Below are 23,133 nucleotides of genomic sequence, written 5' to 3' on the forward strand. Positions count from 1 at the left end.
GTCTCGGCTGATTTGGGAGTAATCTTACAATATGGGAATTTCAACCTTTTATATTACTTTAGTACCTGGTACTAGTACTAGGATATTAATATTATAATTTGGTTAATACTAGGTAAAGATATAGAGATAAAAATGAATTTAGAAAGGGAGCTTCGAATGACTCAAACGACACAAGACAAAGTACGCCTCTTCACAGCTGTTTCTCTACCAGATCATGTAAAAGAAGAAATACAGCGCTGGACAGTCGACAATAAAGATAAACTTCCCTTCCGCAATTTTACACATAAAGAAGATTATCATATTACACTACAGTTTTTAGGAGATACGGAAAGAAATTCTATAAATGCACTGTGTGAAGCGCTTCGGGAAGCCGCTGTTAAGATGCAACAGTTTCCTCTAAGTGTTGGGGAGACAGGCGTATTTGGTTCGCCATTACGTCCTAGGGTTTTATGGAAAGGAGTCGAAGGAGAGATTGATGTGCTTGCTGTGCTTTTCCAGCATATTGTAAATGCGACTACGCCATTGGGATATATTTCCGAGAATCGTCCTTATCGACCTCATGTCACCATTGCTCGCAAATTTGATGATTCCCAGAAGCAAAAGTGGAATTTAGATGAACTGCCAGCACAGGAGAAAATAGAACCCTGGCTTGTCAAAGACTTTGTGTTATATCAGACGATACTCGGTCAAAAACCGATGTATAAAATAATGGAGAAATTTGATTTTTGATTGTCTCTTTTCTCTTAACTTCGCTACAAAATGGGTTGATCACTTATTATCCTAAAAATATACAATCAACCCAAATATATTAAATGATTTAATAGGGATAAAAAAATTCACAAAATTTATTCAAAATTTTTTATTTCACGATATAGAGCAGGTGTTCGTGTGTAAAAAATCCTGATGTATCAACGGAATTCTGAGTTTAACATTGTCCTCAATTAAGGGGCACACAGAGATATCAAACCTATAAAATAGTTTCCTCTATGTATTCAAACCTTGCATTTTTGGTTACAGTTAAGTAGAATTGTGCCGATATAACAGGAGGTTATTATGAATACAAATAGAGAGACTCGCTGGGTAGCACCGCTCATGTATGTGCTGCTTGTGTTTATATTGGGGGCAAGCCTGATTACGAAGGCTGTTGAAGTATATGGGGAAAGTACAACACAGGATAGTACGGAATCCGGAACTCCTATGAATCAAATAGCAGTAAATCAAAACAGCAGGATGTACTCTGATCGGGACGGAGTCGCTATGCTTACTTCTGTGACGGATTTAACAGGATTAAACACAGTAACGACGGCACAGCTGACACAGGATTCAGGACGTTCTTCTTCGGAAGACCATGTCTTGATTAAAACAGCTGCTCTTTCGGCTGAAACGAATGCTCAGAATGAGAAAGAAGCGGAACGTAAGGCTCTAGAAGCCAAAAAAGAAGCACAAAGAAAACAACTTGAAAAACAAAAAGCGATTGCGATAGCAAAAGAAAAAGAAAAACAAACTACTCCCCCAAAAACTCTATACTTTACCAAGACGGAATTACTAACCCAGGAGGAAAAAGATAAGGCTACCTGGAACTACAACGTCTCGGATAAAGAGCTGCGTATGCTGCAAAAAATTGTCATGGCAGAAGCAGAAGGTGAACCGTACGAAGGCAAAGTTGCAGTAGCTAACGTTGTCTTAAACCGGCTACGGTCAGCCAATTATCCCGATACCATTAAAGGCGTTATTTATCAAAAGTATCAATTTAGTCCCGTGGCGAACGGCCGAATGGACCGTGTGACGCCGAACGAGGACACCATTCGTGCTGTCAATGAAGCGCTCAATGGACGAAAAGAAGTACCTGACGAGACACTCTACTTCTTATCTATTACCCTAGCTGACGACTTAACCGTACATCATTCGCAAATAAAAGTTAAGAGAATCGGAAATCATACATTTTATAAATAAGATCCAACAGTGATATACTAGAAAGATAGTTCCTTTAAGAAATATTCATTTCTACTGATTAGGAGGCGTATCAATCTATGAAAATCACATATTATGGTCACTCATGTATCCTTGTTGAAGAAGCAGGCAAACGCGTTATTATTGATCCTTTTTTAACAGGGAATCCTACCGCAAAAATAGCTGCTAAAGACGTCAAAGTAGACGCAGTGCTACTAACTCATGGTCACTCCGATCACTTCGGTGATACACTCACGATCGCAAAACAGAATGATTGTCCTGTTGTAGCGGTCTATGAGTTAGCGGAGTATTGCCAGAGTCAAGGAGTACAAGTACAACATATGAATATTGGTGGCAGCTATCCGTTTGATGGTTTCAAAGTAAAGTATACGCTTGCCTTCCATAGCTCCTCTCTTGAAGTGAATGGGACAACCGTATATATGGGACAGCCTGCGGGAATTCTGTTAACGATGGGTGACAAAACGATCTATCATGCAGGAGATACGGCACTCTTCGGTGATATGAAAATCATCGGTGAAATGAACGATATTGATACAGCAATCCTGCCGATTGGAGATGTACTGACAATGGGTCCTGAAGAGGCTGCAATCGCTGCTGAGTGGGTAGGAGCGAAAAAGGTCATTCCCGTTCATTACAATACATTCCCGTTTATTGAACAGGATGCAAATTCGTTTACTGAGCTTCTAGAGTCCAAAGGGATAAAAGGAGTTGCTTTAGAGCCGGGTGCAAGTACAGAAATTTAATTCTTACTGAATCAATTTCATAATACCTTTAGTTGCTTTAATGAGGGCTATATAAAGATCGAAATGGTTTTATTCGTCTTTGTATAGTTACAAATTCACCATTTTCATGAGTTATGAAATTGATTTATTATAGAAGAAAGAGTCGCTTATGATCTTGCTGGGTCAGCCGGATGGGAAGTCGCTCTTTTTCTTTATTTATGTTATGTAATTTTTTTCTTGCTAATAGTAAATAAAAGTGGTAAAGTGATTTTTGACCGAATGACTATATTAGATTTTTAGTCAATAAGATCGAAGGAGGAGAGGCGATGGCTCCGATAGATCGTCGCAAACAAATACTCAAAGCGTGACGAAGTCCTTTGCTTTGTTTGGTTATAAAGCAACGACGATGGATCAGGTGGCGAAGATTGCGAATGTGGGTAAGGGAACAATCTACACCTTTTTTACGAATAAGGAAGAATTGTTCGATGAGATTTTGCATGAAGTCATTTTAGAAATGAAACATATTGCAGAGAGAGAATTAGATCATGAGCAGACGTTTTTTAATAACTTGTTTCGAATATTAGATTCCTTGCTTGAGTTCAGAGAGAAAGATGACCTGCTCATTAAGCTTTCTCAAGAAGTAAGGGAGTTTGGAACACTGCAGGCAAAAACGGGCAATGCCAAGGTAGAAGGTGTAATCACAGGTTATCTCGAGAAAGAACTTCGCTTAGCGCAAGAAAAGGGAGAGATAAAACCTTGTGATCCGAAAAGCCTCTTTTATTATGTTTAAGATCTACATTGCACTTACTTCGGACTGGAGCCATGGGAATGATCCTCTTAGCAAAGAAGAAATCAAACAATATATTGAATTGTTTTTGGTGCATGGACTAGCGCCAGATCTTCCGATATAAAAATACTTACTGAAAGCCGGTCGCACTATATAGTAATGAGATGGATGGAAATAGCCGGCTTTTAAAAATACTTCCCTGAGACAAATAGAAAGTATGCGATAAAACAAAAAGAAGATGTTTCATTGCTCAGGTAGAGGATTATATAAATAATGCAGTAATTAGGTTGTATCTTTGAAAAAGCATAGGAGAAAGGTTATTTTTTTTAATCTCATATGACTATTTGGGGAAAACAGTCATGAAGTTCGCGCTTTCTTTTTTCATACTGCGCTTATGAAATGAAATGACAACTAGAAAGTTCGAAGTGAGATAGCGTAAAGGGAGAGAAAGAAGTAAATGAAGACATTATCCGTATTTTTTCAAGATGTATGGCGGGCACTGAAGAACCCTAAAGTTCTTATCCCGCTGATTGCAGTCATGCTGATTCCTATTCTGTATACAGGCGTATATCTTACTGCCTTTTGGGATCCTTACGGCAAACTGGACACACTGCCTATAGCGGTGGTAAATCAGGATCAGGGAGCTGAATTTGAAGGCAAGCAGCTTCAGATCGGAGAAGACCTCATTGATGAACTGAAAGAAGGGCAAGATTTCAATTGGCAGTTCGTTGATCTTGATGAGGCAAGACAAGGAATGGATAATAACGAGTATTATATGATGATTACCATTCCAGAAGATTTCTCTCAAAAAGCAACGACATTAATGGATGATGAACCGAATCCATCCGAACTGATCTATGAACCGAATGCGAGCTATAACTTTATTGGTGCTCAGATTGGTGACACGGCGATGAAGGAGATCAGCAAGAAGGTATCTGCTGCGGTAACCGAATCCTATACAGAAACGCTGCTTGATAAATTTACAGAAGTAGCGGACGGATTTGAAGAAGCAGGAGATGGAGCAACTGAAATTAATGACGGTGCCGGTGAACTGAATGATGGAGCGTTGACACTTCAAGAAAATCTTCAGAAACTGACAGACGGAACGCTCGAACTAAAAGAAGGCATTGCTCCACTTGCAGACGGAGTTAAAACTTTGGATGATGGAGCGGGACAATTGAGCTCAGGTGCCAGCGATCTTTCTTCTGGACTATCTCAGCTCGTGGATGCGGAAGGTCAGTTATCTGGCGGGATCGGACAGCTCCAGGATGGTGCGGGTCAGTTGAAAGATGGAATCGTAAGTTCCCGTGAGGGTGCAGAGAAGCTTAGCACCGGTCTTACTGCCGCATCGAAAGGTGCAAATTCACTAGTATCGGGTCTTGAGGATGCATCAGCAGGAAGTGAAAAGCTAGTAGCCGGACTTACTTCTACCGAAGCAGGTGCCAGCAAACTTTCAGATGGACTGAAAAGTGCAGCTGGAGGAAGTGAGCAGCTAGTAGATGGTCTCACTTCATCTCAAGCAGCTAGCAAACAGATTGCAGAAGGTGCACAAGGCGTAGCAGACGGGATTAAACAGCTGACAGAACAGAGTCCAGAACTCGCTGCACTTCCTGAGGTACAGAAGCTGCTTGCAGCTAGTCAGGCTGTTGCAGCAGGAAGCAGTGAGCTTAGTGAAGGACAAAGTAAACTGCTAAGTGGAGCACAGTCTCTACATGAGGGGAATTCACAGTTATCTTCGGGTGCGGACGAACTTCTCGCTGCTCAGCAGCAATTACTTAGCGGAGCTCAGACTCTAAATGACGGACAGGGACAGCTATTAAGCGGTGCACAGCAACTTGCTGATGCTCAGAAACAATTAGCCGAAGGTGCGAGTACGCTGGCAGCAGGTCAAGATCAGCTTCTCGCAGGGGCGGATCAGTTATACAGTGGTCAGGGAGAACTTGCTAGTAATATGAACTTATTCGGTGAGAAATTAAGTGAAGCAGCAACGGGGAGTGAGACACTCAGCTCAGGCGCAGCCGATCTTAAATCGGGAACTAGTACGCTAGCTAGTGGTGTAGGTGAACTTACCGGCGGGGTAGATACGCTTGCAGATGGTTCTGTGAAACTTACGGATGGTGCTGGTGAACTTCATGATGGACTAACAGAGTTAAAAGATGGATCAGAAGAGCTTGCAGACAAGCTCAACGAAGCGGCTGATGAAACTGGAGAAATGAAAGGGAAAGACGATAGTTTCGTTGATATGTTCGCAGAGCCGGTTCAAACGGTAGAAAATGAATCAAGATCGGTCTCGAATTACGGAACAGGACTCACACCTTACTTTATGTCGATCGGTTTATTTGTAGGAGCACTGATCTCAACAATCGTGATGAGCATGCGTGAAACAAGTGTACCGGGTGCAACGCCTTGGGCACGCTTTGTGAGCCGTTTCTTTGCTTTTGCAGGAATGAGCATTATTCAAGCTATTGCAATTGCTACGTTCATGATTTATGGATTACACCTTGAAGTACAGAGTGTTCCTTACTTCTATCTGTTCTCGATCATTACAGGAATTGCTTCCATGATGATTGTTCAGGCACTCGTTACTTGGCTGGATCTAGTGGGACGTTATCTTGCTATCGTTCTACTCGTACTGCAACTTGCTACAAGTGGTGGTACATTCCCGCTTGAAACGCTTCCAAGCTGGCTGCAGCCAATTAGTCATTTGTTGCCGATGTACCACAGCGTTGTTGGTTATCGTGCTGTAGTCATGAGCGGAAACTATGATCTAATGTGGCACCAAGCTGAAATCCTAAGTGTTTATGCTGTAGTGGGCATGTTACTAACACTCGGATACTTCTTATGGAGCGGCTCTAAAAAAAGCAAGGATCAATCAGAAGATCAAAACCATACGCACAGTGGTGAAGCACTGACGGTATGACTTTAAGCAATATCAAAAAAACAATAGACGCACCCAACATATAGCCTATCACAGATAGACTTGATTGAAAGTGCTTCATGTCACACGAAAGCCCTGTCTTCCTTATGGAAGGCGGGGCTTTCTATTTTCTGAAAGATTGTACAAATTTTCAGAGTATTGGTCCATTCAAATATAACACCGTTATGGCAAATAATTAAGAACAATATAAAGAGTTATCAGGGAATGAGCAGGAATAAAATATCCGAGCAAATGCCAGAAAAAACATCGGTATATAGAGGTATAAACACAAATTTTCCCTATGACGATCATAGAAATTTTAAATTGCACCGAGTTTACACTCGATGTTAAAATGAGAGAACTATACGACCTTTGATCGTCAAGTACGGACTATTTATACTACTCCTCATTCCCTTTGTCCCTTCGTCATTTTTCGCTTATCACGGATGTTCCTAAAATTCATGATCATAGAAAGGTTGCGTTCCATGAGACAGACTGGATTACCTCCAAAACAGGGGCTTTATGACCCGCAGTTCGAGAAAGACGCTTGTGGTATGGGGTTTGTTGCTAATATTAAAGGGGCTGCCTCTCACGATATTGTTAGTCAAGCTTTGACGATGCTGAGTAACATGGAGCATCGCGGAGGACAAGGAAGTGAGCCAAATTCAGGTGACGGAGCCGGAATTTTAATTCAGATCCCTCATCGATTTTTTTCAGAAGAAGCACAGCGACTTGGATACCATCTTCCAGAGCCAGATCATTATGGTGTAGGAATGATTTTCACATCACGTAACGAAGAGGTTCGCGAGGAGCATTTAAATATCCTTCGCAAGATCATAGAAGATGAGGGACAGCAGTATCTTGGTATTCGTGAAGTACCCACATACGATGGAATGCTAGGCAGATCAGCGCTTGCTGCGAAGCCTTATGTATGTCAGGTGTTCATTGGCACAAGCGAGGAGAAGCTGAGCGGACTAGAACTAGAACGGAAGCTGTATATTATTCGCCGCCGTGCAGAGCAGCAGATTCGGTACGCTGATCAGGTAAGAGGCGCGGATGCATTTTATATTCCAAGTATGTCTTGCCGTAAAATTGTATATAAAGGCATGCTGACGACAGAACAGGTGGGTCAGTTCTATCTTGATCTGCAAGATGAACGGGTAGAATCAGCGATGGCACTGCTGCACTCTCGCTTTAGTACCAATACATTTCCGAGCTGGGAGCGGGCGCATCCGTATCGTTTCATGATCCACAACGGTGAGATCAACACGATGCGTGGTAACGTCAACTGGATGCACGCACGTCAGTCCCTGTTTGAGAGCGAACTATTCGGAGAAGACTTGTCCAAAGTAAAACCTGTTATTAACCCAGACGGATCGGATACAGCGATGTTTGATAACACGCTTGAATTTCTATACTTAAGCGGACGTTCCTTACCGCATGTCGCCATGATGATGGTGCCTGAACCTTGGAACAACGATGCTGGTATGGATGAAGATAAGAAGGCTTTCTATGAATATCACAGTACCTTAATGGAACCATGGGATGGACCGGCGGCAATGGCATTTACAGATGGAATCCAGATTGGAGCCATACTAGACCGTAACGGGCTGCGTCCTGCAAGGTATTATGTAACCAAAGATGACCGTATCGTATTGTCTTCGGAAGTGGGAGTCCTTGATATTGCACCAGAGAATATTCTGTACAAGGACAGATTACGCCCAGGCCGTATGCTTCTTGTGGATACCAAGGAAGGGCGTATTATTTCGGACGATGAAGTAAAATCGCAGATTGCCTCCGAGCAACCATACAAAGATTGGCTAGACGAGCATCTTGTCGATCTTCATGAGCTGCCTGACGCGCCGGAGCTGCCAGAACCGAAACATGAGAATATCAACCAGCTTCAGCTGGCATTCGGATATACGTTTGAAGAACTGCGTAAAGTGCTGGAGCCGATGGCTTCTACAGGGATGGAAGCAACCGGTTCCATGGGGTATGATGCACCGCTCGCCATATTATCGGATCGCCCTCAGCGGCTGTATAACTATTTTAAACAGATGTTTGCGCAGGTCACGAATCCGCCGATTGACGCAATGCGCGAAGAGATCGTCACTTCGACACTGACTACGATCGGTCCTGAGCGTAACTTACTATTGCCGGAACCGGAAAGTGCAAGACAGATTCGTGTATCTTCACCAATTCTGTCTAATGAGGAGTTCGCAAAACTCCGTCATATACGCAGACCTGGATTCCGCTCGATGACGATCCCGATCTTCTTCCCTGCCAAAGAAGGCGCAGAGGGAATGAAGAAGGCGATGGATGTGCTTTTTGAAGCAGCAGATCGTGTCATTGAGAAGGGGCATAATATTCTGATTCTGTCCGATCGCGGTGTAGATGCAGAGAATGCAGCGATCCCTGCCCTCCTGGCTGTATCGGGTCTTCACCATCACCTGATTCGTCAAGAAACCCGCACGAAAGTCAGCATTTTGCTGGAGTCGGGGGAACCTCGCGATGTACATCATTATGCGGTCCTGTTAGGGTACGGCGTGAGTGCTGTGAATCCATATTTAGCATTCGAGACGATGAATGATATGATCCAGCAAGGTATGCTGCGCGGGATTACACATGAGAAAGCAGTGAAGAATTACATTAAGGCTGCGACAAAAGGTGTCGTGAAAATCTTATCAAAGATGGGGATTTCCACGATCCAATCGTACCGAGGCGCTCAGATATTTGAGGCAGTAGGACTCAAAAATGATTTTGTAGATGAATACTTCACTTGGACACCTTCCCGTATTGGCGGTATTGGTCTGGAAGAAGTGACAGCAGAGACACTTGAGCACCATCAGCGTGCTTTTACAGATAAAGACGGTAACGATAAAGTGCTGGACTCAGGAGGAGAATATCAGTGGCGCAGCGATGGAGAAGACCATCTATTTACGCCGCAGACCATTCATACGCTCCAGCATGCGGTTAGAACGGGAGATTACGCGCTTTATAAGAAGTATGCAAAGCTTGTCCAAGGCGAGAACGAGAAGAGACTTACGATCCGATCGCTATTGAAATTAAAACCAGCGGGTCCAAGGGTTCCTCTTGAGGAAGTAGAGTCAGCTGAATCCATTATGAGACGATTTAAGACAGGAGCTATGTCTTTTGGCTCCATTAGTAAAGAAGCACATGAGGATTTAGCGATTGCAATGAACCGTGTTGGCGGTAAGAGCAATACTGGAGAAGGTGGAGAAGACCCCGCTCGTTTTGTAAAAGACAGTAATGGCGATTCTCGCCGTAGTGCGATTAAGCAGGTGGCTTCTGGACGTTTTGGTGTAACGTCGAATTATTTGGTAAATGCCGATGAAATCCAGATCAAAATGGCGCAAGGGGCGAAACCAGGAGAGGGCGGTCAGCTTCCAGGACGTAAAGTATATCCGTGGGTAGCTGAAGTTCGCGGCTCAACGCCGGGAGTAGGACTTATTTCGCCGCCGCCACATCACGATATTTACTCGATTGAAGATTTAGCGGAACTGATCTATGACCTTAAGAATGCGAACCCTCGTGCAGATATTAATGTAAAGCTAGTATCTGAAGCAGGAGTAGGTACCATCGCAGCGGGCGTAGCTAAGGGACGTGCTGATATTATTCTGGTCAGCGGATATGACGGAGGAACAGGAGCTTCCCCGCAAGGCTCCATTCGTCATGCCGGTATGCCTTGGGAGCTGGGACTCGCAGAGACGCATCAGACCTTGATGATCAACAATCTGCGTGACCGTGTTGTTTTGGAGACAGATGGCAAGATGCTGAACGGTCGTGACTTAGCTGTGGCAGCCTTACTTGGTGCGGAAGAGTATGGATTCTCGACGGCTCCACTGGTTGCACTGGGCTGTATTATGATGCGCGTCTGCCAGATGGATACCTGTCCGGTAGGGGTAGCAACTCAGAATCCGGAACTTCGCAAGAACTATATGGGAGATCCAGCACACGTCGTTAACTTTATGCGCTTTGTTGCGGAAGACACAAGAGAGATTATGGCGGAGCTTGGTTTCCGTACTATTGAAGAGATGGTAGGCCGTACGGATTGTTTGGATGCGGAACATGCTTCTAACCATTGGAAGAAGAACGGAATTGATCTTTCTCTGCTCCTTCATGTACCGGAGCAAGCAGAAGGAACGAACCGTGTACGTACCCAAAGACAGAATCATGGTCTAGAAGAGACTTTGGATATACAGAAACTTCTCCCGATGGCTGCTCCAGCCCTAGAGTCTGGTCAATTAGTGGAAGGCGTGCTCGGTATTACGAATGTGAACCGGGCAGTTGGGACCATCCTTGGCAGCGAAGTGACACGTAAATATGGTGCTGCAGGTCTTCCGGAAGATACGATTAGGTTCAAATTTATTGGATCAGCAGGTCAAAGTTTCGGCGCCTTTGTACCGAAAGGAATGACGCTTACGGTTGAAGGCGATTGTAATGACTACGTAGGTAAAGGTCTATCTGGCGGCAAGCTGATTGTGAAGCCGTCGCCTCAGTCTACTTTCCCTGCGGAAGAGAACATTATTATCGGGAATACCGCACTCTACGGTTCGACAAGTGGAGAAGCATATATCCGCGGCATTGCAGGGGAACGTTTTGCGGTTCGTAACTCAGGTGCCCGTGTAGTGGTTGAAGGAGTAGGAGATCACGGCTGTGAGTACATGACCGGGGGCCGTGTAGTTATTCTTGGAGATACAGGCCGTAACTTCGGAGCAGGGATGTCAGGCGGTATTGCTTACGTCTACGACTCAGACGGTACGTTCGTAAACCGCTGTAACCTCGAGATGGTACTTCTGGAGCGAATTGAAGATACGTCCGAAGCAGAGGATCTGCGCGGTATGATAAGCCGTCACGTAAAGTATACGGGAAGTACGGTAGGACAGCACATTCTAGATTACTGGAAACAGGAGATTGGATATTTTGTTCGAGTGATTCCAAAAGACTTTAAACGTATGCTGGAACAGATTTACAAAGTGCAAGCTAGTGGACTTACAGGAGACGATGCATTACTTGCTGCTTTTGAAGCAAATATGCGTGAGTTGGCAAGAGCAGGACAGTAATTCAGCATAATATTAGTAGTGTAAACTTTATTACAGACGATTTAGAAAAAAGACCTTAAAACTAGGACCTCTTGTTAGGTTGGTTTTAAGGTCTTTTTATGTTTTCGACAAAAATAGAAGCAAAATCCCCTTAGATTCTGCCATAAGACGACAACAAAAATAGGCTTATTTACGTATAATAGGTCTAGTGTTCCAGATCAATAAAAAATACATATACCTTATAAAATTATAATAAATGGAGTGGTTGTCGGCATGAACATGGAGTATCCAAGCAGGAACAATGATCAGAACTTTGAGCAGGACAACCCGCGGAAACAAGTGGATATCATGGATGTACTTAAACAATGCGGTATTGATCCTAATCATTGGGAATCCCTTGCGCTTCCTGAGAAAGATTCATAAGAATCCGTAAAGAACGGACTCTGGTCAACTACAGAGAGAAACCATACACCAAAAGAAAAGCTGTAAATTATCGCTGGGGTCAGCAGGTAATTTACAGCTTTCATTCTTTATATCCCCTATATTAATCAGAAGTGTTATTTCATATCTCGTTCCATACGTACAAATGCGATGAAGCGCTTCGCCTCTTCCTCTGACAATGGTTTCCCATCAATCATGAGTTCGAACTTACCGAGTACTTCACGATCCGATAGTTCTAAAGAATCTACAAAACCTCGCACCTCATCATCAAGTACCATATCTGGATTATTCGTTCGCCCAAGCAAGTAATCTACCGACACATGAAAAGTATCAGCAAATCTTGTGAGTGTTTCAAAATCCGGTTTTCTGCGGTTTTTTTCATAATGTGACAGAGAAGCTCTGGTAATATCAAGCATATTGGATAATTCCTCTTGAGTCAGGCCTCGTTTTTCCCTGAGTTCCGCAATTCGGTGTCCGTAATCCATCTATATCTTTCCTCCTGGTTCCTAATAAATGCTCCAAATAATATAGGTTTTTTTGCATTACAAATATAATGCCGGCTAATTATCGCTTGACACGATACAAAATGTATCGTAAATTTGATACAACAAAGTTACAAATTGTATCATTTTGTCACTCTTTTCTAGCCTTGACCCCAATTGTGTCATTCATACCTCGAAATATGCTCACTAAAGGGAATGAATCTAATGAACCAAGCCAAAAACAGCGACTCCAAAGCTTTCATGTATATTCATAAGTATCAAGATCGAGTCATTCACAGTAAATCGAGACCTATTATCGTAATGGGAATAGGCCAGCAATCAATAACCTTCATAAGCGACCTGTATATCCCAGTTACACCCGATCTTGAGCTTGGACTGGATGTCGAGGATGAAAATGCTGGTAATATGCGCTCATTGTGCACATTGAAATGGAAGCAAGAATTTGAGAGTTTTACGTTATATCATGGATTTCTACATAATCCAGAGAAACACAGACTATACATAAACGGACAACTGAACTGGATGATTCACCGCTTGCCGCATCTATATGAATTACGTCCGTTAGATCGAATAGAAGAATGGTCTCTGATCCGAGACAAGATTTACAACAAGATAGACCTATTTATCTAGACACATATCGCCATTTTACTATATTTCAGTAGTTACTGCATTAGTTGTTTGACCCCAATAATTTAGTGTGCAACATAATTGACTGCAGAGGGACATAGAATTGAAGGTGTTCGTCATATGATTAGAATTTACAGTCTTAGTCTACCTGATCTCAATAAGGTTGTTTCTTCTTCAAAGAATGCTCATGCTTATCGAATTTTCAACTGAAAATTATATCATGATAGATACTGGATCAGCATTAGAGAAGAGTGTGATTTTAACAGTCGAGTATTCACTGTCACATTTACGCAAGAAGGCAAATTTTTCTTTTGTTCGACACTGATCAACGAAAATCAACGTTTTATCAAGTAGTTGCTGTATATAACCTTACGGATTTGACGAGTGCACTGGAACAAGATACCCAGTTGTAGAGGTAAAATGAATCCGGTTTTATCATGACGTTCTATTATCGGAACCTTTTCACCAAACCGATCCCAAATGAAGTTGCTCAGATGACTGGTATATTACGACATTATGATTTCATCGCAATGATCCTTATTAAATATATAGCCGTGAAACCCCATGGGTAAATATCGTTGAAATGAAGCTGGGTCTAAGCAAGAAGGCTGAAAAGATGCTTTCTTGAATACTCGGTTCCTTTGAGTTGAAATAAGTTTTTTGTGCCTCGATAAGCCTTAATTTTTGTCCTATCAAGTAAGGATAGTTAGTTGAAAGTGTTTTTAAAGATTAGGTAATACCTACTGCACCTTTATTACTGTAGGTACTCGGTCACACTGTGGGTTTATGTAACCTTAGACGTTATCGTCAAGGGTGTGATGTGAGGGGGGGTTAAATGCCCTTTTATGAAATTGTAAGTAAGAAATACATCGTTTACATTCATAGTTTCAACTGAACAGTACAATGCGCTCATATGAGTAAAAAACTTGAAAAACATTTTAATGGAGAAGGATAAGGTGATGATGTATGAAGAGAGTAAAAAAAGCTATCATACCTGCAGCAGGTCTTGGTACAAGGTTTCTCCCTGCGACGAAAGCAATGCCAAAAGAGATGTTGCCCATTGTTGACAAACCGACCATTCAGTACATCATCGAAGAAGCAATTGCCTCAGGAATAGAAGATATTATTATTGTTACCGGAAAAGGTAAAAGAGCGATCGAAGATCATTTTGATAACTCCTTCGAACTAGAACAGACCTTGTTAGCTAAAGGCAAACTGGAACTATTAGAAGAAGTACGTAAATCATCCAACGTAGATATTCATTACATAAGACAGAAAGAGCCAAAGGGCTTGGGTCATGCGGTATGGTGCGCAAGAAATTTCATTGGTGATGAGCCATTTGCCGTATTATTAGGCGATGATATTGTTGAAGCAGAAGTACCTTGCACTAGGCAGTTAATTGAACAATACGAGATGCTGGAAAGATCCATTGTGGGTGTGCAGACCGTACAGGCAGATCAAACCGATCGATATGGTATTGTAGATCCACTTAATTCCGAAGGACGTCTATGCGCCGTTAATCGTTTTGTGGAGAAACCAAAACTTGGCGAAGCACCATCCAATCTAGCAATCATGGGAAGATATATATTTACTCCTAAGATCTTTGATTATCTTGAAGAACACAAGATTGGAGCGGGGGGAGAAATACAGCTCACTGATGCTATTCAGCAGTTAAATGAGGCCGAGGGAGTATACGCTTATGATTTCGAAGGTTCTCGTTATGATGTGGGGGAGAAATTAGGGTTTATTCTAACTACAATAAATTTTGCATTGAAAAATGAAGAGCTCCGTTTACCGATTCTTAAGGCAATGGAGGAGATACTAGAGAAAGAAGTGGCTGTAAAAGTTGCTGTCGGTGGGGGGGGATTCGAGTGAGCTCGAATTCACGCGGAGAAGTAGAAGTAATTATAGAAACGAATATATATGAAAGTAATTTAGCAGACAAAAAGAATAGAAATCAAATATATCTGTACATGAAAAGAATAACGGATATTACAGGTTCTTCAGTTGGACTTATATTACTGTTCCCCTTATTTTTGTTTATTGCATTCATGATAAAGCTCGAGGATCCTAAAGGACCTGTTTTTTTTAAACAGTTGCGAGTTGGTAGAGATGAGAAAACATTTTATATGTTTAAATTCCGTTCCATGGTATATAACGCCGAAGATATGTTAGAACAGTTACTTACACAAAATGAAGTGAGCGGCGCCATGTTCAAGATGAAAAACGATCCTCGAGTAACCAAGATTGGACGTTTTATTCGAAAGACAAGTTTAGATGAACTTCCACAGTTATGGAATGTACTGAAGGGTGAAATGAGTATGGTTGGACCGAGGCCATCTTTACCTAGAGAAGTGGAAGAGTACTCCCTTTATGACAAACAAAGATTAGGTGTAACACCAGGATGTACAGGACTTTGGCAGATTAGTGGAAGAAGTAATTTAGGATTTAAAGAAATGGTTGAGTTAGATCTTAAATATATTCAAGGTAGAACTTACTGGTATGACATTAAAATTATATTCAAAACAATAAGGGTGCTTTTCGGGACAAAGGATGCATTTTAAAGCAGTACTATGCTGAGGTAAATAGCTTGTCTTTAAAGGGTCTCAAAATGTTTTCTTTATTATGAGTTTAGGGATTATAAAGTAAATAGCATAGACCTGAAAAGAATTTCTGAATAGATGAAAGTATGATTTATAGATTTCCAGAGAAAAGAGGGATAAGATGAAATTAATACTACTATCTGGAGGATCGGGAAAAAGACTCTGGCCACTATCTAATGATGCAAGGTCTAAACAATTTCTCAGGATATTAGATATGGAAGGTCAAGATGAAAAAGTGTCTATGGTACAAAGAGTGTGGGATCAATTGAAAAAGAACGGTTTGTCCACTGATTCTTTTATTGCGACTAGTCAGAGACAGGTTGAGATTCTCAATAATCAATTAGAAAATGAAATAAGGTTAGTAGTTGAGCCTGAAAGAAGAGATACATTCCCTGCTATTTCTCTTGCAGCTACTTATTTATACAATATTTTAGGTGTAAGTTTAGATGAAACTATTGTAATTTTGCCGGTAGACCCTTATGTTGATGATTATTTCTTTGAATGTGTCAAAAACCTCGATCAAGTATTAAATGATTCGGGTGCAGATATCGCCCTTATTGGAGTTAAGCCAACTTACCCATCTGAGAAATATGGTTATATTGTTCCAGAACAAAGTGATAGTAATCAATCATACACTAGTGTTAATACTTTTGTTGAAAAACCTCATCATTCTGAAGCAGAGTCAATGATTAAACAAGGCGCTCTTTGGAATTGCGGGGTTTTTGCATTTAAATTGAATTACTTAATTAATTTGCTGATTGATTTAGAATTACCTATCCAGTATGAAACAATGTTAAGTCAATATGGACAGATGTCTGCTACTAGCTTTGATTATAAAGTAGTCGAGAATGCTAAGAATATTGTGGTTAGCCCATATGATGGATATTGGAAAGATCTTGGTACTTGGAATACACTAACTGATGAGATGGCAAATAAGATTATTGGTAGAGGTTACATATCAGATGATTCTCTGAATACACATTTAATTAATGAATTAAATATCCCTGTAACTATATTAGGACTTTCTAATATTGTAGTTGCGACTAGTGCAGATGGTATTTTGGTAAGTGATAAAGAATCAAGTCCACGAATAAAGGATGTTTTAAAGGGAGATAATCCACGCCCAATGTATGAAGAACGACGTTGGGGGAGTTATCAGGTCCTTGATCATACGAAAAATAAAAACGGTGAGCAAGTATTAACTAAGCGTATTTGCATCAAAGCGGATAGTAATCTGAGTTACCAATATCATAATTATCGGGAAGAAATGTGGTCCATAGTATCTGGTGAGGGAGAACTTATTCTCAATGATCAATTCCGAAAAGTAAAACAAGGGGATCTCATTAAAATTCCTTATAAAACACTTCATAGTATCAGAGCTATTACTGATTTAGAAATAATCGAAGTCCAGCTTGGCTCTGATCTAGTTGAAGAAGATATTGTTCGAGTGAAAATGGATTGGTCTGAAATTATGGAACTAAGTCTTTAAGGGGAGATTATTATGAAATTAGCAGTGATTGGTACCGGTTATGTGGGGCTAGTATCTGGAGTTTGTTTCTCAGACTTAGGTAATCAGGTTATATGTGTAGATAACAATCCCTTAAAAGTCGAGATGTTAGAACGAGGAGAAGTACCAATATACGAACCAGGACTAAAAGAATTAATAGATAAAAATAAGGCAGCCGGCAGGCTGTCTTTTTCTTTTGATACAAGATCTGCTGTGGTAGCCTCGGATATCGTATTACTTGCCGTAGGCACTCCATCATTACCAAATGGAGAAGCGAACCTCAGCTACATTGAACAAGCTGCTAAAGATGTAGCTCGAGCACTTAACGGATTTAAAATTATTGCAACGAAGAGTACCGTACCCGTAGGTACGAATGAACACATCGAACGAATTGTAAGTGAGCATACTAATTTTCCATTCTCGATTGCTTCAATTCCTGAGTTTCTTCGGGAAGGTTCAGCAATTCAAGATACTTTTAATCCGGATCGTATTGTTTTAGGCTGTTCGAATCAAGAAACCATAAACACATTAATTGAACTGCATAAGCCACTTACTTCAAATATCATTACAACTGATATCCGTTCTGCCGAGATGATAAAATATGCTTCGAATGCCTTCTTAGCTACCAAGATCTCCTTCATTAATGAAATCGCGAATATTTGTGAGAAGGTTGGGGCAGATGTGACTAGAGTTGCAGAAGGTATGGGATATGATCGGCGAATCGGTAGTTCCTTCCTCCAAGCAGGTATCGGTTATGGCGGATCTTGTTTTCCAAAAGATACGGAGGCCTTAATCCAAATTGCAGGAAATGTAGATTATGAATTTAAGTTGCTTAAATCTGTTGTTGAAGTTAACAAGGATCAACGCTTCAATATTATTCGAAAATTACAAGAAGCACTTGGTTCTTTGCAAGGAAAGAATATTGCGATCTGGGGATTGGCATTTAAGCCAGAAACAGATGATATTCGTGATGCACCCGCGATTGAAATTATCGAAGAATTAATTAAACTGGGGGCTAATGTAAAAGCATACGATCCGGTTGCCACAGCCAACTTTAAACTTAAAGTAAATCATAGTTCAATTAAGTGGTGTAATGATGCTTTAGAGACAGCTTCACAAAGTGACGCACTTTGCCTTCTTACAGAATGGTCTGAATTTACTCAAATTGACTTAGTTCAATTGGCTTCATTAATGGCACGTCCTATTCTGATTGACGGAAGAAATGTGTATGACCCTGTTAAAGTGAAAGAAGCCTCGTTTATCTATTATTCAGTTGGTCGTCCTCATTCTGCTAACATTTCTGATTCTTATACAGAAGCTATGTCCTAACGGACATAGCTTCTTTTTTAGGTTCGAAAGTACCCTATTTAAGAATGAAGGGAATATTATAGATGAAAAAATGGGCGAAGGTCACACTAAGCATTACTTCATTATTTATAATTCTTGGTGTTGGATACGGTATTTATTTATACAAATCTATTGAATCGACTGCGGAAAGTATATATGAGCCTAGGGATCCTATCCCTGCGATAACTAACATAGATGGTGGTCAGCAAACAAATACAGCTGCCATATCTAAGAAAATTGCAGATCAAGAGCCCTTTTCCGTATTACTGTTAGGAGTCGATGAGAGAGCAAATGATGTTGGACGCTCGGATACGATGGTTGTTCTTACCGTGAACCCTGCTAAACATTCTATCCTCATGTTTAATATTCCTAGAGATACCCGTACAGAAATAGTAGGAAAAGGAATGGAAGACAAAATTAATCACGCCTATGCTTTTGGGGGTGTAAACATGTCTGTACAGACTGTTGAAAACTTTCTAGGATCTCCAATTGATTACTATGTGAAGGTTAATATGGAAGGATTCACATCCATCATAGACTTATTGGGTGGTGTTGAGGTAGATAACCCATTTGAATTTACTATTGATGGTGAGTTATTCGCTGAAGGTCCGATACAATTAACGGGAGAAGAGGCACTTTTATTTTCCCGTATGAGATATGACGATCCTCGTGGCGATCTCGGACGTAACGCAAGGCAACGTGAGATTATCCAAGAACTGATGAATAATGCACTTCAGGTATCTAGTGTAGCCAAGATCCAAAATATCTTAGGTGAAGTAGGCAATAATGTAAAGACCGATATTACGTTTGACGAGATGAAGCAATTTATTAAAGACTACCGCTCAGATCTAAAAAATATCGAAACGATAGAAATAAAAGGTCACGGTCAGCGTATTAACGGAATCTACTATTATATTGTAGACGAACAAGAACGGGAACGAGCACAGAACTTAATGAAGGACCATTTGCAAAGGGCTGATACTCCTTGAGTAGACTAGAGAGAAAAAGGGCGAATAGAAAAAAGAAACAATGGATTTATTTGCTTATTGGAATCCTTCTCGTATGGGCAGTATTTATCTTATTTATGTCCACTCGATCTTATCAACAACAGACCATTCGCCCTCTTCTTATTAAAATCTCCAATCAGTTTAATATCGATATCCCTCTACCTGATGTTAAGGTTCATTATGCGGGAAATAATTACGAGCTACAGTCGAATCCCTATGGATTCATTGAATTTACTTTTCGCAAAAGTGCACATGTATTTGTATATGCTATACTCACACTTCTAGCTCATTATCTGATTCGAAAAAAGTGGGGGAGAAGTCTGTACAGCTATGTTCTCCCGCTAGTTTTTGTTGTTATTGTGGCGAGTATTGACGAGACCTTGCAGAAATTTTCAGTGGATCGAACATCATCCCCTTATGACGTTCTCCTAGATTTCACTGGTGGATGCATTGCTCTACTTCTCATGATCTTAATTGAAAGGTTCTCACGCAGACGAAAGGTCTAAAGATTCTTCCTCGCTCATAACCTGAGAAAGATACAAAGGACAAGAGGGAGGGAGCATCATGCTGCGCAGGCGCCGAGGGAATGGACTTATCAAATTGCTCACTGCCGTCCTGGTGGTGGGCTTGATTATTCTTTTGTTCTGGAGTGTACGTGGGATGGTTAAATCAACGAATGAAGAAGAAGCGGTTAAGATCGTTGAACAATTCTATGACTATGAGCAAGAAGGGGACTTTGGAAGTTCGTGGGAGCTGTTTCATTCGCTCATGAAGGAAAGATATAAGAAACCGGACTATGTTCAGACCCGGGCGCATGTGTTCATGCGACATTTCGGTACGAACACCTTCCAGTATGAGCGGAGCGAACCAGAGCGGAAATTCGATGTACAGTTGGTCGAAGGAAAAGAAGCACTGAAGGAAGTTTACCTTATTACGGTAACCCAGATCTATCATTCATCCTTCGGTAATTTCAAGATTGTCCAGCCCGTATATGCTGCTGAAGAGTCAGGCGATTGGCGGGTACTATGGTCATTTCAGAAATCGGAAGATTTCTAATGTTGCATTCATATGAAGAGCCCCTTTATGCATAGAGAAATTCTGTGCATAGAGGGGCTCTTTTTGTTCTTCGTTCCTACTCTTTTTTCGAAACCGCAAAGAAGTTGTCCTAACGCACAAGCAGCAAGCGTACAATAAAGTAGGTCAAGATAGGTGTACCTACAATAACAAGTACAGGTACGAGGCTGATGTGCCTCGATGCATTCCTCCTCCATTTTTCATTGTTCTTTTCATCATCATTCCTCCTAAAAACAACCATATTTATACAATACAAAATGTATCATCTGTCCATGATTGTGTGAATACGATAATGACTTGTTTTCGTAATCACGATGTAATTTAACCGTTATTTTCAGAAAAAATGCGATTTAACCCTTGAAATACAGGTTATATTTGTAATACGGGGCGATTATTCTTGACAAAGATATAGGACTCCATTATGTTCAAGATACAAAATGTATCGAATTAGATCGATTTTTGTAGTTCAAGAATGTGTCACACGTTACTTGAATGGGAGGGGCTTGATATGATAGGTACTCGTCGTTTTTACTGTGTGGCCTGCAAGAAAATTATGTGGGTCGAGAATGAGTCTACGAATACATTTGACTCAAGTCGCATTACCGCCGATCTTATCTTCCGGACCGGATTCTATCGAAATGAAATGCCGCTTGGATATTGTGGTCACTGCCGTGTCATTCATCAACATCCGCAAGATCTGGAGCAGGCTTCGCAGCAGGAGAGTCATCATCTTCCTTCCATATATCCTCAGAAGAGTGCTTCATCTATCGAATGTAGTACAGGTTGTATGGTACACTAGCTTCTGAGTTAAAGTTTCGGTACGAATCTGTACGATATTTGATAAATAAGGAGTGAACTTGTCCATGCATCAAGAACCTGTTGTTCGAATGCAAGGGGTCAGCAAAGTCATTTCTTCCCGCTATCTAGTACGAGACCTGACTCTGGATATCCATCCAGGCCAGGTCTTTGGTTTTTTAGGACCCAATGGCGCGGGAAAAACGACGACGATCCGTATGATGGTTGGACTGATTTCGATCAGCGAAGGCGATATACATATTGCGGGGCATAGTATAAAACATGAATTTGAAGAGGCGATTCGCGAGGTAGGGGCGATCGTAGAGAACCCGGAAATGTACAAATTTATGACCGGGTACCAGAACCTGTTACATTTTGCTCGGATGTCACCAGGTGTAACCAAGGAACGAATTCAGGAAGCGATTGAACTGGTCGGGCTTACTCAGCGTATTCATGATAAGGTGAAGAATTACTCGTTAGGAATGCGGCAGCGACTTGGCGTGGCACAGGCAATTTTGCATCGTCCTAAGTTACTTATTCTCGATGAGCCGACGAATGGACTGGATCCTCAAGGAATTCGTGAACTGCGGGATTATCTCCGCAAACTATGTGATGAAGAAGGAACGACCGTCTTTGTATCCAGTCACCTGTTATCTGAGATGGAACTGATGTGTGATACGGTGGCCGTCATACAAAATGGAAACCTCATTGATGTAAGAAGCGTAAGAGAAGAGGGAGTACAAGCAGCAACGGAATATATCTTTGAGGTGAGTGACGTGAATCTAGCGTATAAGCTCCTTAAAGGTGAAGGAAAAGTAGAACAAGGAATGTTATATCTGACCGGAACGAGAGATGAGGCTGCAGCGCTAAATGCTCTTCTTGTACAGAGTGGAATACAGGTATATGGAATTCGTGCTAGAAAGAATTCTCTAGAAGATCGGTTCCTAGCCCTTACAGGAGGTGAATCGATTGAGTAATTTTTTTATGCTTGTCCATAATGAGAATATGAAGATATACCGGCGTATGCGGACATGGGTCATGTTAGGTATCTTGGCTTTCATGTCAATTATCATTCCCTATCTCTTTTCCGGCAACGGGGGAGGAGAGACAACTTCATTTTGGGAGGGAGCGATGCTCGCAGTTACGTTTGTCAGCTTCCTGAATACGATTTTTGCCGTTGTTATTGCCGCAGATTCCGTAGCAGGTGAGTTCTCTTGGGGAACGATTAAGCTCTTGCTGATCCGTCCTTGGACGAGAAGTAAGATTCTCTTCTCCAAGTATCTTTCTGTTCTGCTATTCAGCATATTCAGTACACTGGTCATGATTCTGCTTGCTCTCGTTACATCGTATCTGCTCTTATCTTCTACAGCAGATGTGGGAATGATACCAGATAATATGACGCCCGCGAGTTATGCAGTGATTAGTTGGGTATTTGAATATGTAGATCTATTTATTACGATTGCGATTGCTTTTATGGTATCAACCGTATTTCGTTCTGGTGCGCTTGCGATCGGCTTATCTCTATTTATCCTATTTACTCAGGGGATCTTCGGAATGATCTTTAATCCTGAACGTTATGTATGGGCGAAGTACATACTTTTCACTAATATGGATCTTAGTCAGTATATGTATGGGGATGGCCTGGGAGGCATGACTCTTGGTTTCTCGATGATGATTCTTGCCGTGTATTATGTCATCTTTATGGGAATCTCCTGGTACGTGTTTAACAAAAGAGATGTGGCTGCGTAAAGCAGCATGACCGGATCGTA

At 41.4% G+C, this 23,133-nt stretch carries 18 protein-coding genes and 1 pseudogene; 18 read left to right on the top strand and 1 reads right to left on the bottom strand.

Translation table 11 applies throughout. From position 1 onward, the window contains the following. Positions 1-156 precede the first annotated feature (156 nt). The 7 genes and pseudogenes from thpR to ACWPWY_RS00620 all read left to right on the top strand — a co-directional run bounded on the left by thpR (position 157) and on the right by ACWPWY_RS00620 (position 11,883). Positions 157-729, top strand: coding sequence for an RNA 2',3'-cyclic phosphodiesterase (thpR, locus tag ACWPWY_RS00590; RefSeq protein ID WP_454189925.1), 573 nt, complete (start codon positions 157-159; stop codon positions 727-729). 324 nt (positions 730-1,053) lie between these two features. Further along, positions 1,054-1,953 carry a cell wall hydrolase gene (locus ACWPWY_RS00595; protein WP_454189926.1) on the top strand — a complete coding sequence of 300 codons (900 nt, stop codon included), beginning with the start codon at positions 1,054-1,056 and terminating at the stop codon, positions 1,951-1,953. 77 nt (positions 1,954-2,030) lie between these two features. Further along, positions 2,031-2,714 carry a metal-dependent hydrolase gene (locus tag ACWPWY_RS00600; protein ID WP_454189927.1) on the top strand — a complete coding sequence of 228 codons (684 nt, stop codon included), beginning with the start codon at positions 2,031-2,033 and terminating at the stop codon, positions 2,712-2,714. A gap of 305 nt (positions 2,715-3,019) precedes the next feature. Then, positions 3,020-3,604: pseudogene (locus ACWPWY_RS00605) on the top strand (TetR/AcrR family transcriptional regulator). A 333-nt stretch (positions 3,605-3,937) separates the two neighbouring features. Beyond that, positions 3,938-6,400: a YhgE/Pip family protein gene (locus ACWPWY_RS00610; RefSeq protein WP_454189928.1), complete on the top strand. Its 2,463-nt coding sequence runs from the start codon at positions 3,938-3,940 to the stop codon at positions 6,398-6,400. A 482-nt stretch (positions 6,401-6,882) separates the two neighbouring features. Then, entirely contained in the window at positions 6,883-11,481 is a 4,599-nt protein-coding gene (gene gltB / locus ACWPWY_RS00615; RefSeq protein WP_454189929.1) for a glutamate synthase large subunit, read from the top strand. A gap of 252 nt (positions 11,482-11,733) precedes the next feature. Beyond that, a complete protein-coding gene (locus ACWPWY_RS00620; protein WP_454189930.1) occupies positions 11,734-11,883 on the top strand; it encodes a hypothetical protein in 150 nt (49 codons plus the stop codon). Positions 11,884-12,017: 134 nt separating this feature from the next. Here the strand turns inward: ACWPWY_RS00620 and ACWPWY_RS00625 are convergent, their stop codons facing one another. Next, positions 12,018-12,386: a helix-turn-helix domain-containing protein gene (locus ACWPWY_RS00625; protein WP_191797101.1), complete on the bottom strand. Its 369-nt coding sequence runs from the start codon at positions 12,384-12,386 to the stop codon at positions 12,018-12,020. 222 nt (positions 12,387-12,608) lie between these two features. On the opposite strand from ACWPWY_RS00625, the gene ACWPWY_RS00630 reads away from it, so the two are divergent. The 11 genes from ACWPWY_RS00630 (at position 12,609) to ACWPWY_RS00680 (ending at position 23,113) form a co-directional block, all read left to right on the top strand. Beyond that, positions 12,609-13,034: a hypothetical protein gene (locus tag ACWPWY_RS00630; RefSeq protein ID WP_454189931.1), complete on the top strand. Its 426-nt coding sequence runs from the start codon at positions 12,609-12,611 to the stop codon at positions 13,032-13,034. 963 nt (positions 13,035-13,997) lie between these two features. After that, positions 13,998-14,906, top strand: a complete 909-nt coding sequence (gene galU / locus ACWPWY_RS00635; protein WP_454189932.1) for a UTP--glucose-1-phosphate uridylyltransferase GalU — start codon at positions 13,998-14,000, stop codon at positions 14,904-14,906. A 29-nt stretch (positions 14,907-14,935) separates the two neighbouring features. Then, on the top strand, positions 14,936-15,595 hold the full coding sequence (locus ACWPWY_RS00640) for a sugar transferase (RefSeq protein ID WP_454192748.1): 660 nt from the start codon (positions 14,936-14,938) through the stop codon (positions 15,593-15,595). A gap of 160 nt (positions 15,596-15,755) precedes the next feature. Then, positions 15,756-17,123, top strand: coding sequence for a sugar phosphate nucleotidyltransferase (locus tag ACWPWY_RS00645; RefSeq protein ID WP_454189933.1), 1,368 nt, complete (start codon positions 15,756-15,758; stop codon positions 17,121-17,123). Positions 17,124-17,135: 12 nt separating this feature from the next. Beyond that, positions 17,136-18,470 (top strand): UDP-glucose dehydrogenase family protein, encoded by a 1,335-nt coding sequence (locus tag ACWPWY_RS00650; protein ID WP_454189934.1) that lies wholly within the window; start codon positions 17,136-17,138, stop codon positions 18,468-18,470. Between the two features lie 62 nt (positions 18,471-18,532). Then, positions 18,533-19,477, top strand: coding sequence for an LCP family glycopolymer transferase (locus ACWPWY_RS00655; RefSeq protein ID WP_454189935.1), 945 nt, complete (start codon positions 18,533-18,535; stop codon positions 19,475-19,477). Beyond that, positions 19,474-20,001 (top strand): VanZ family protein, encoded by a 528-nt coding sequence (locus tag ACWPWY_RS00660; RefSeq protein WP_454189936.1) that lies wholly within the window; start codon positions 19,474-19,476, stop codon positions 19,999-20,001. The genes ACWPWY_RS00655 and ACWPWY_RS00660 overlap by 4 nt, the downstream gene beginning before the upstream one ends. A gap of 58 nt (positions 20,002-20,059) precedes the next feature. Then, the gene (locus ACWPWY_RS00665; RefSeq protein ID WP_454189937.1) at positions 20,060-20,551 is read left to right on the top strand and encodes a hypothetical protein; all 492 of its coding nucleotides are present in this window, start codon (positions 20,060-20,062) and stop codon (positions 20,549-20,551) included. Positions 20,552-21,077: 526 nt separating this feature from the next. After that, a complete protein-coding gene (locus ACWPWY_RS00670; RefSeq protein WP_454189938.1) occupies positions 21,078-21,368 on the top strand; it encodes a hypothetical protein in 291 nt (96 codons plus the stop codon). Between the two features lie 64 nt (positions 21,369-21,432). Next, positions 21,433-22,341 carry an ABC transporter ATP-binding protein gene (locus ACWPWY_RS00675; RefSeq protein WP_454189939.1) on the top strand — a complete coding sequence of 303 codons (909 nt, stop codon included), beginning with the start codon at positions 21,433-21,435 and terminating at the stop codon, positions 22,339-22,341. After that, complete coding sequence (locus tag ACWPWY_RS00680) at positions 22,334-23,113, top strand: ABC transporter permease (protein WP_454189940.1); 780 nt, start codon at positions 22,334-22,336, stop codon at positions 23,111-23,113. The genes ACWPWY_RS00675 and ACWPWY_RS00680 overlap by 8 nt, the downstream gene beginning before the upstream one ends. Positions 23,114-23,133: the final 20 nt, after the last annotated feature.

It is taken from the genome of Paenibacillus sp. Marseille-Q7038 (assembly GCF_965111595.1).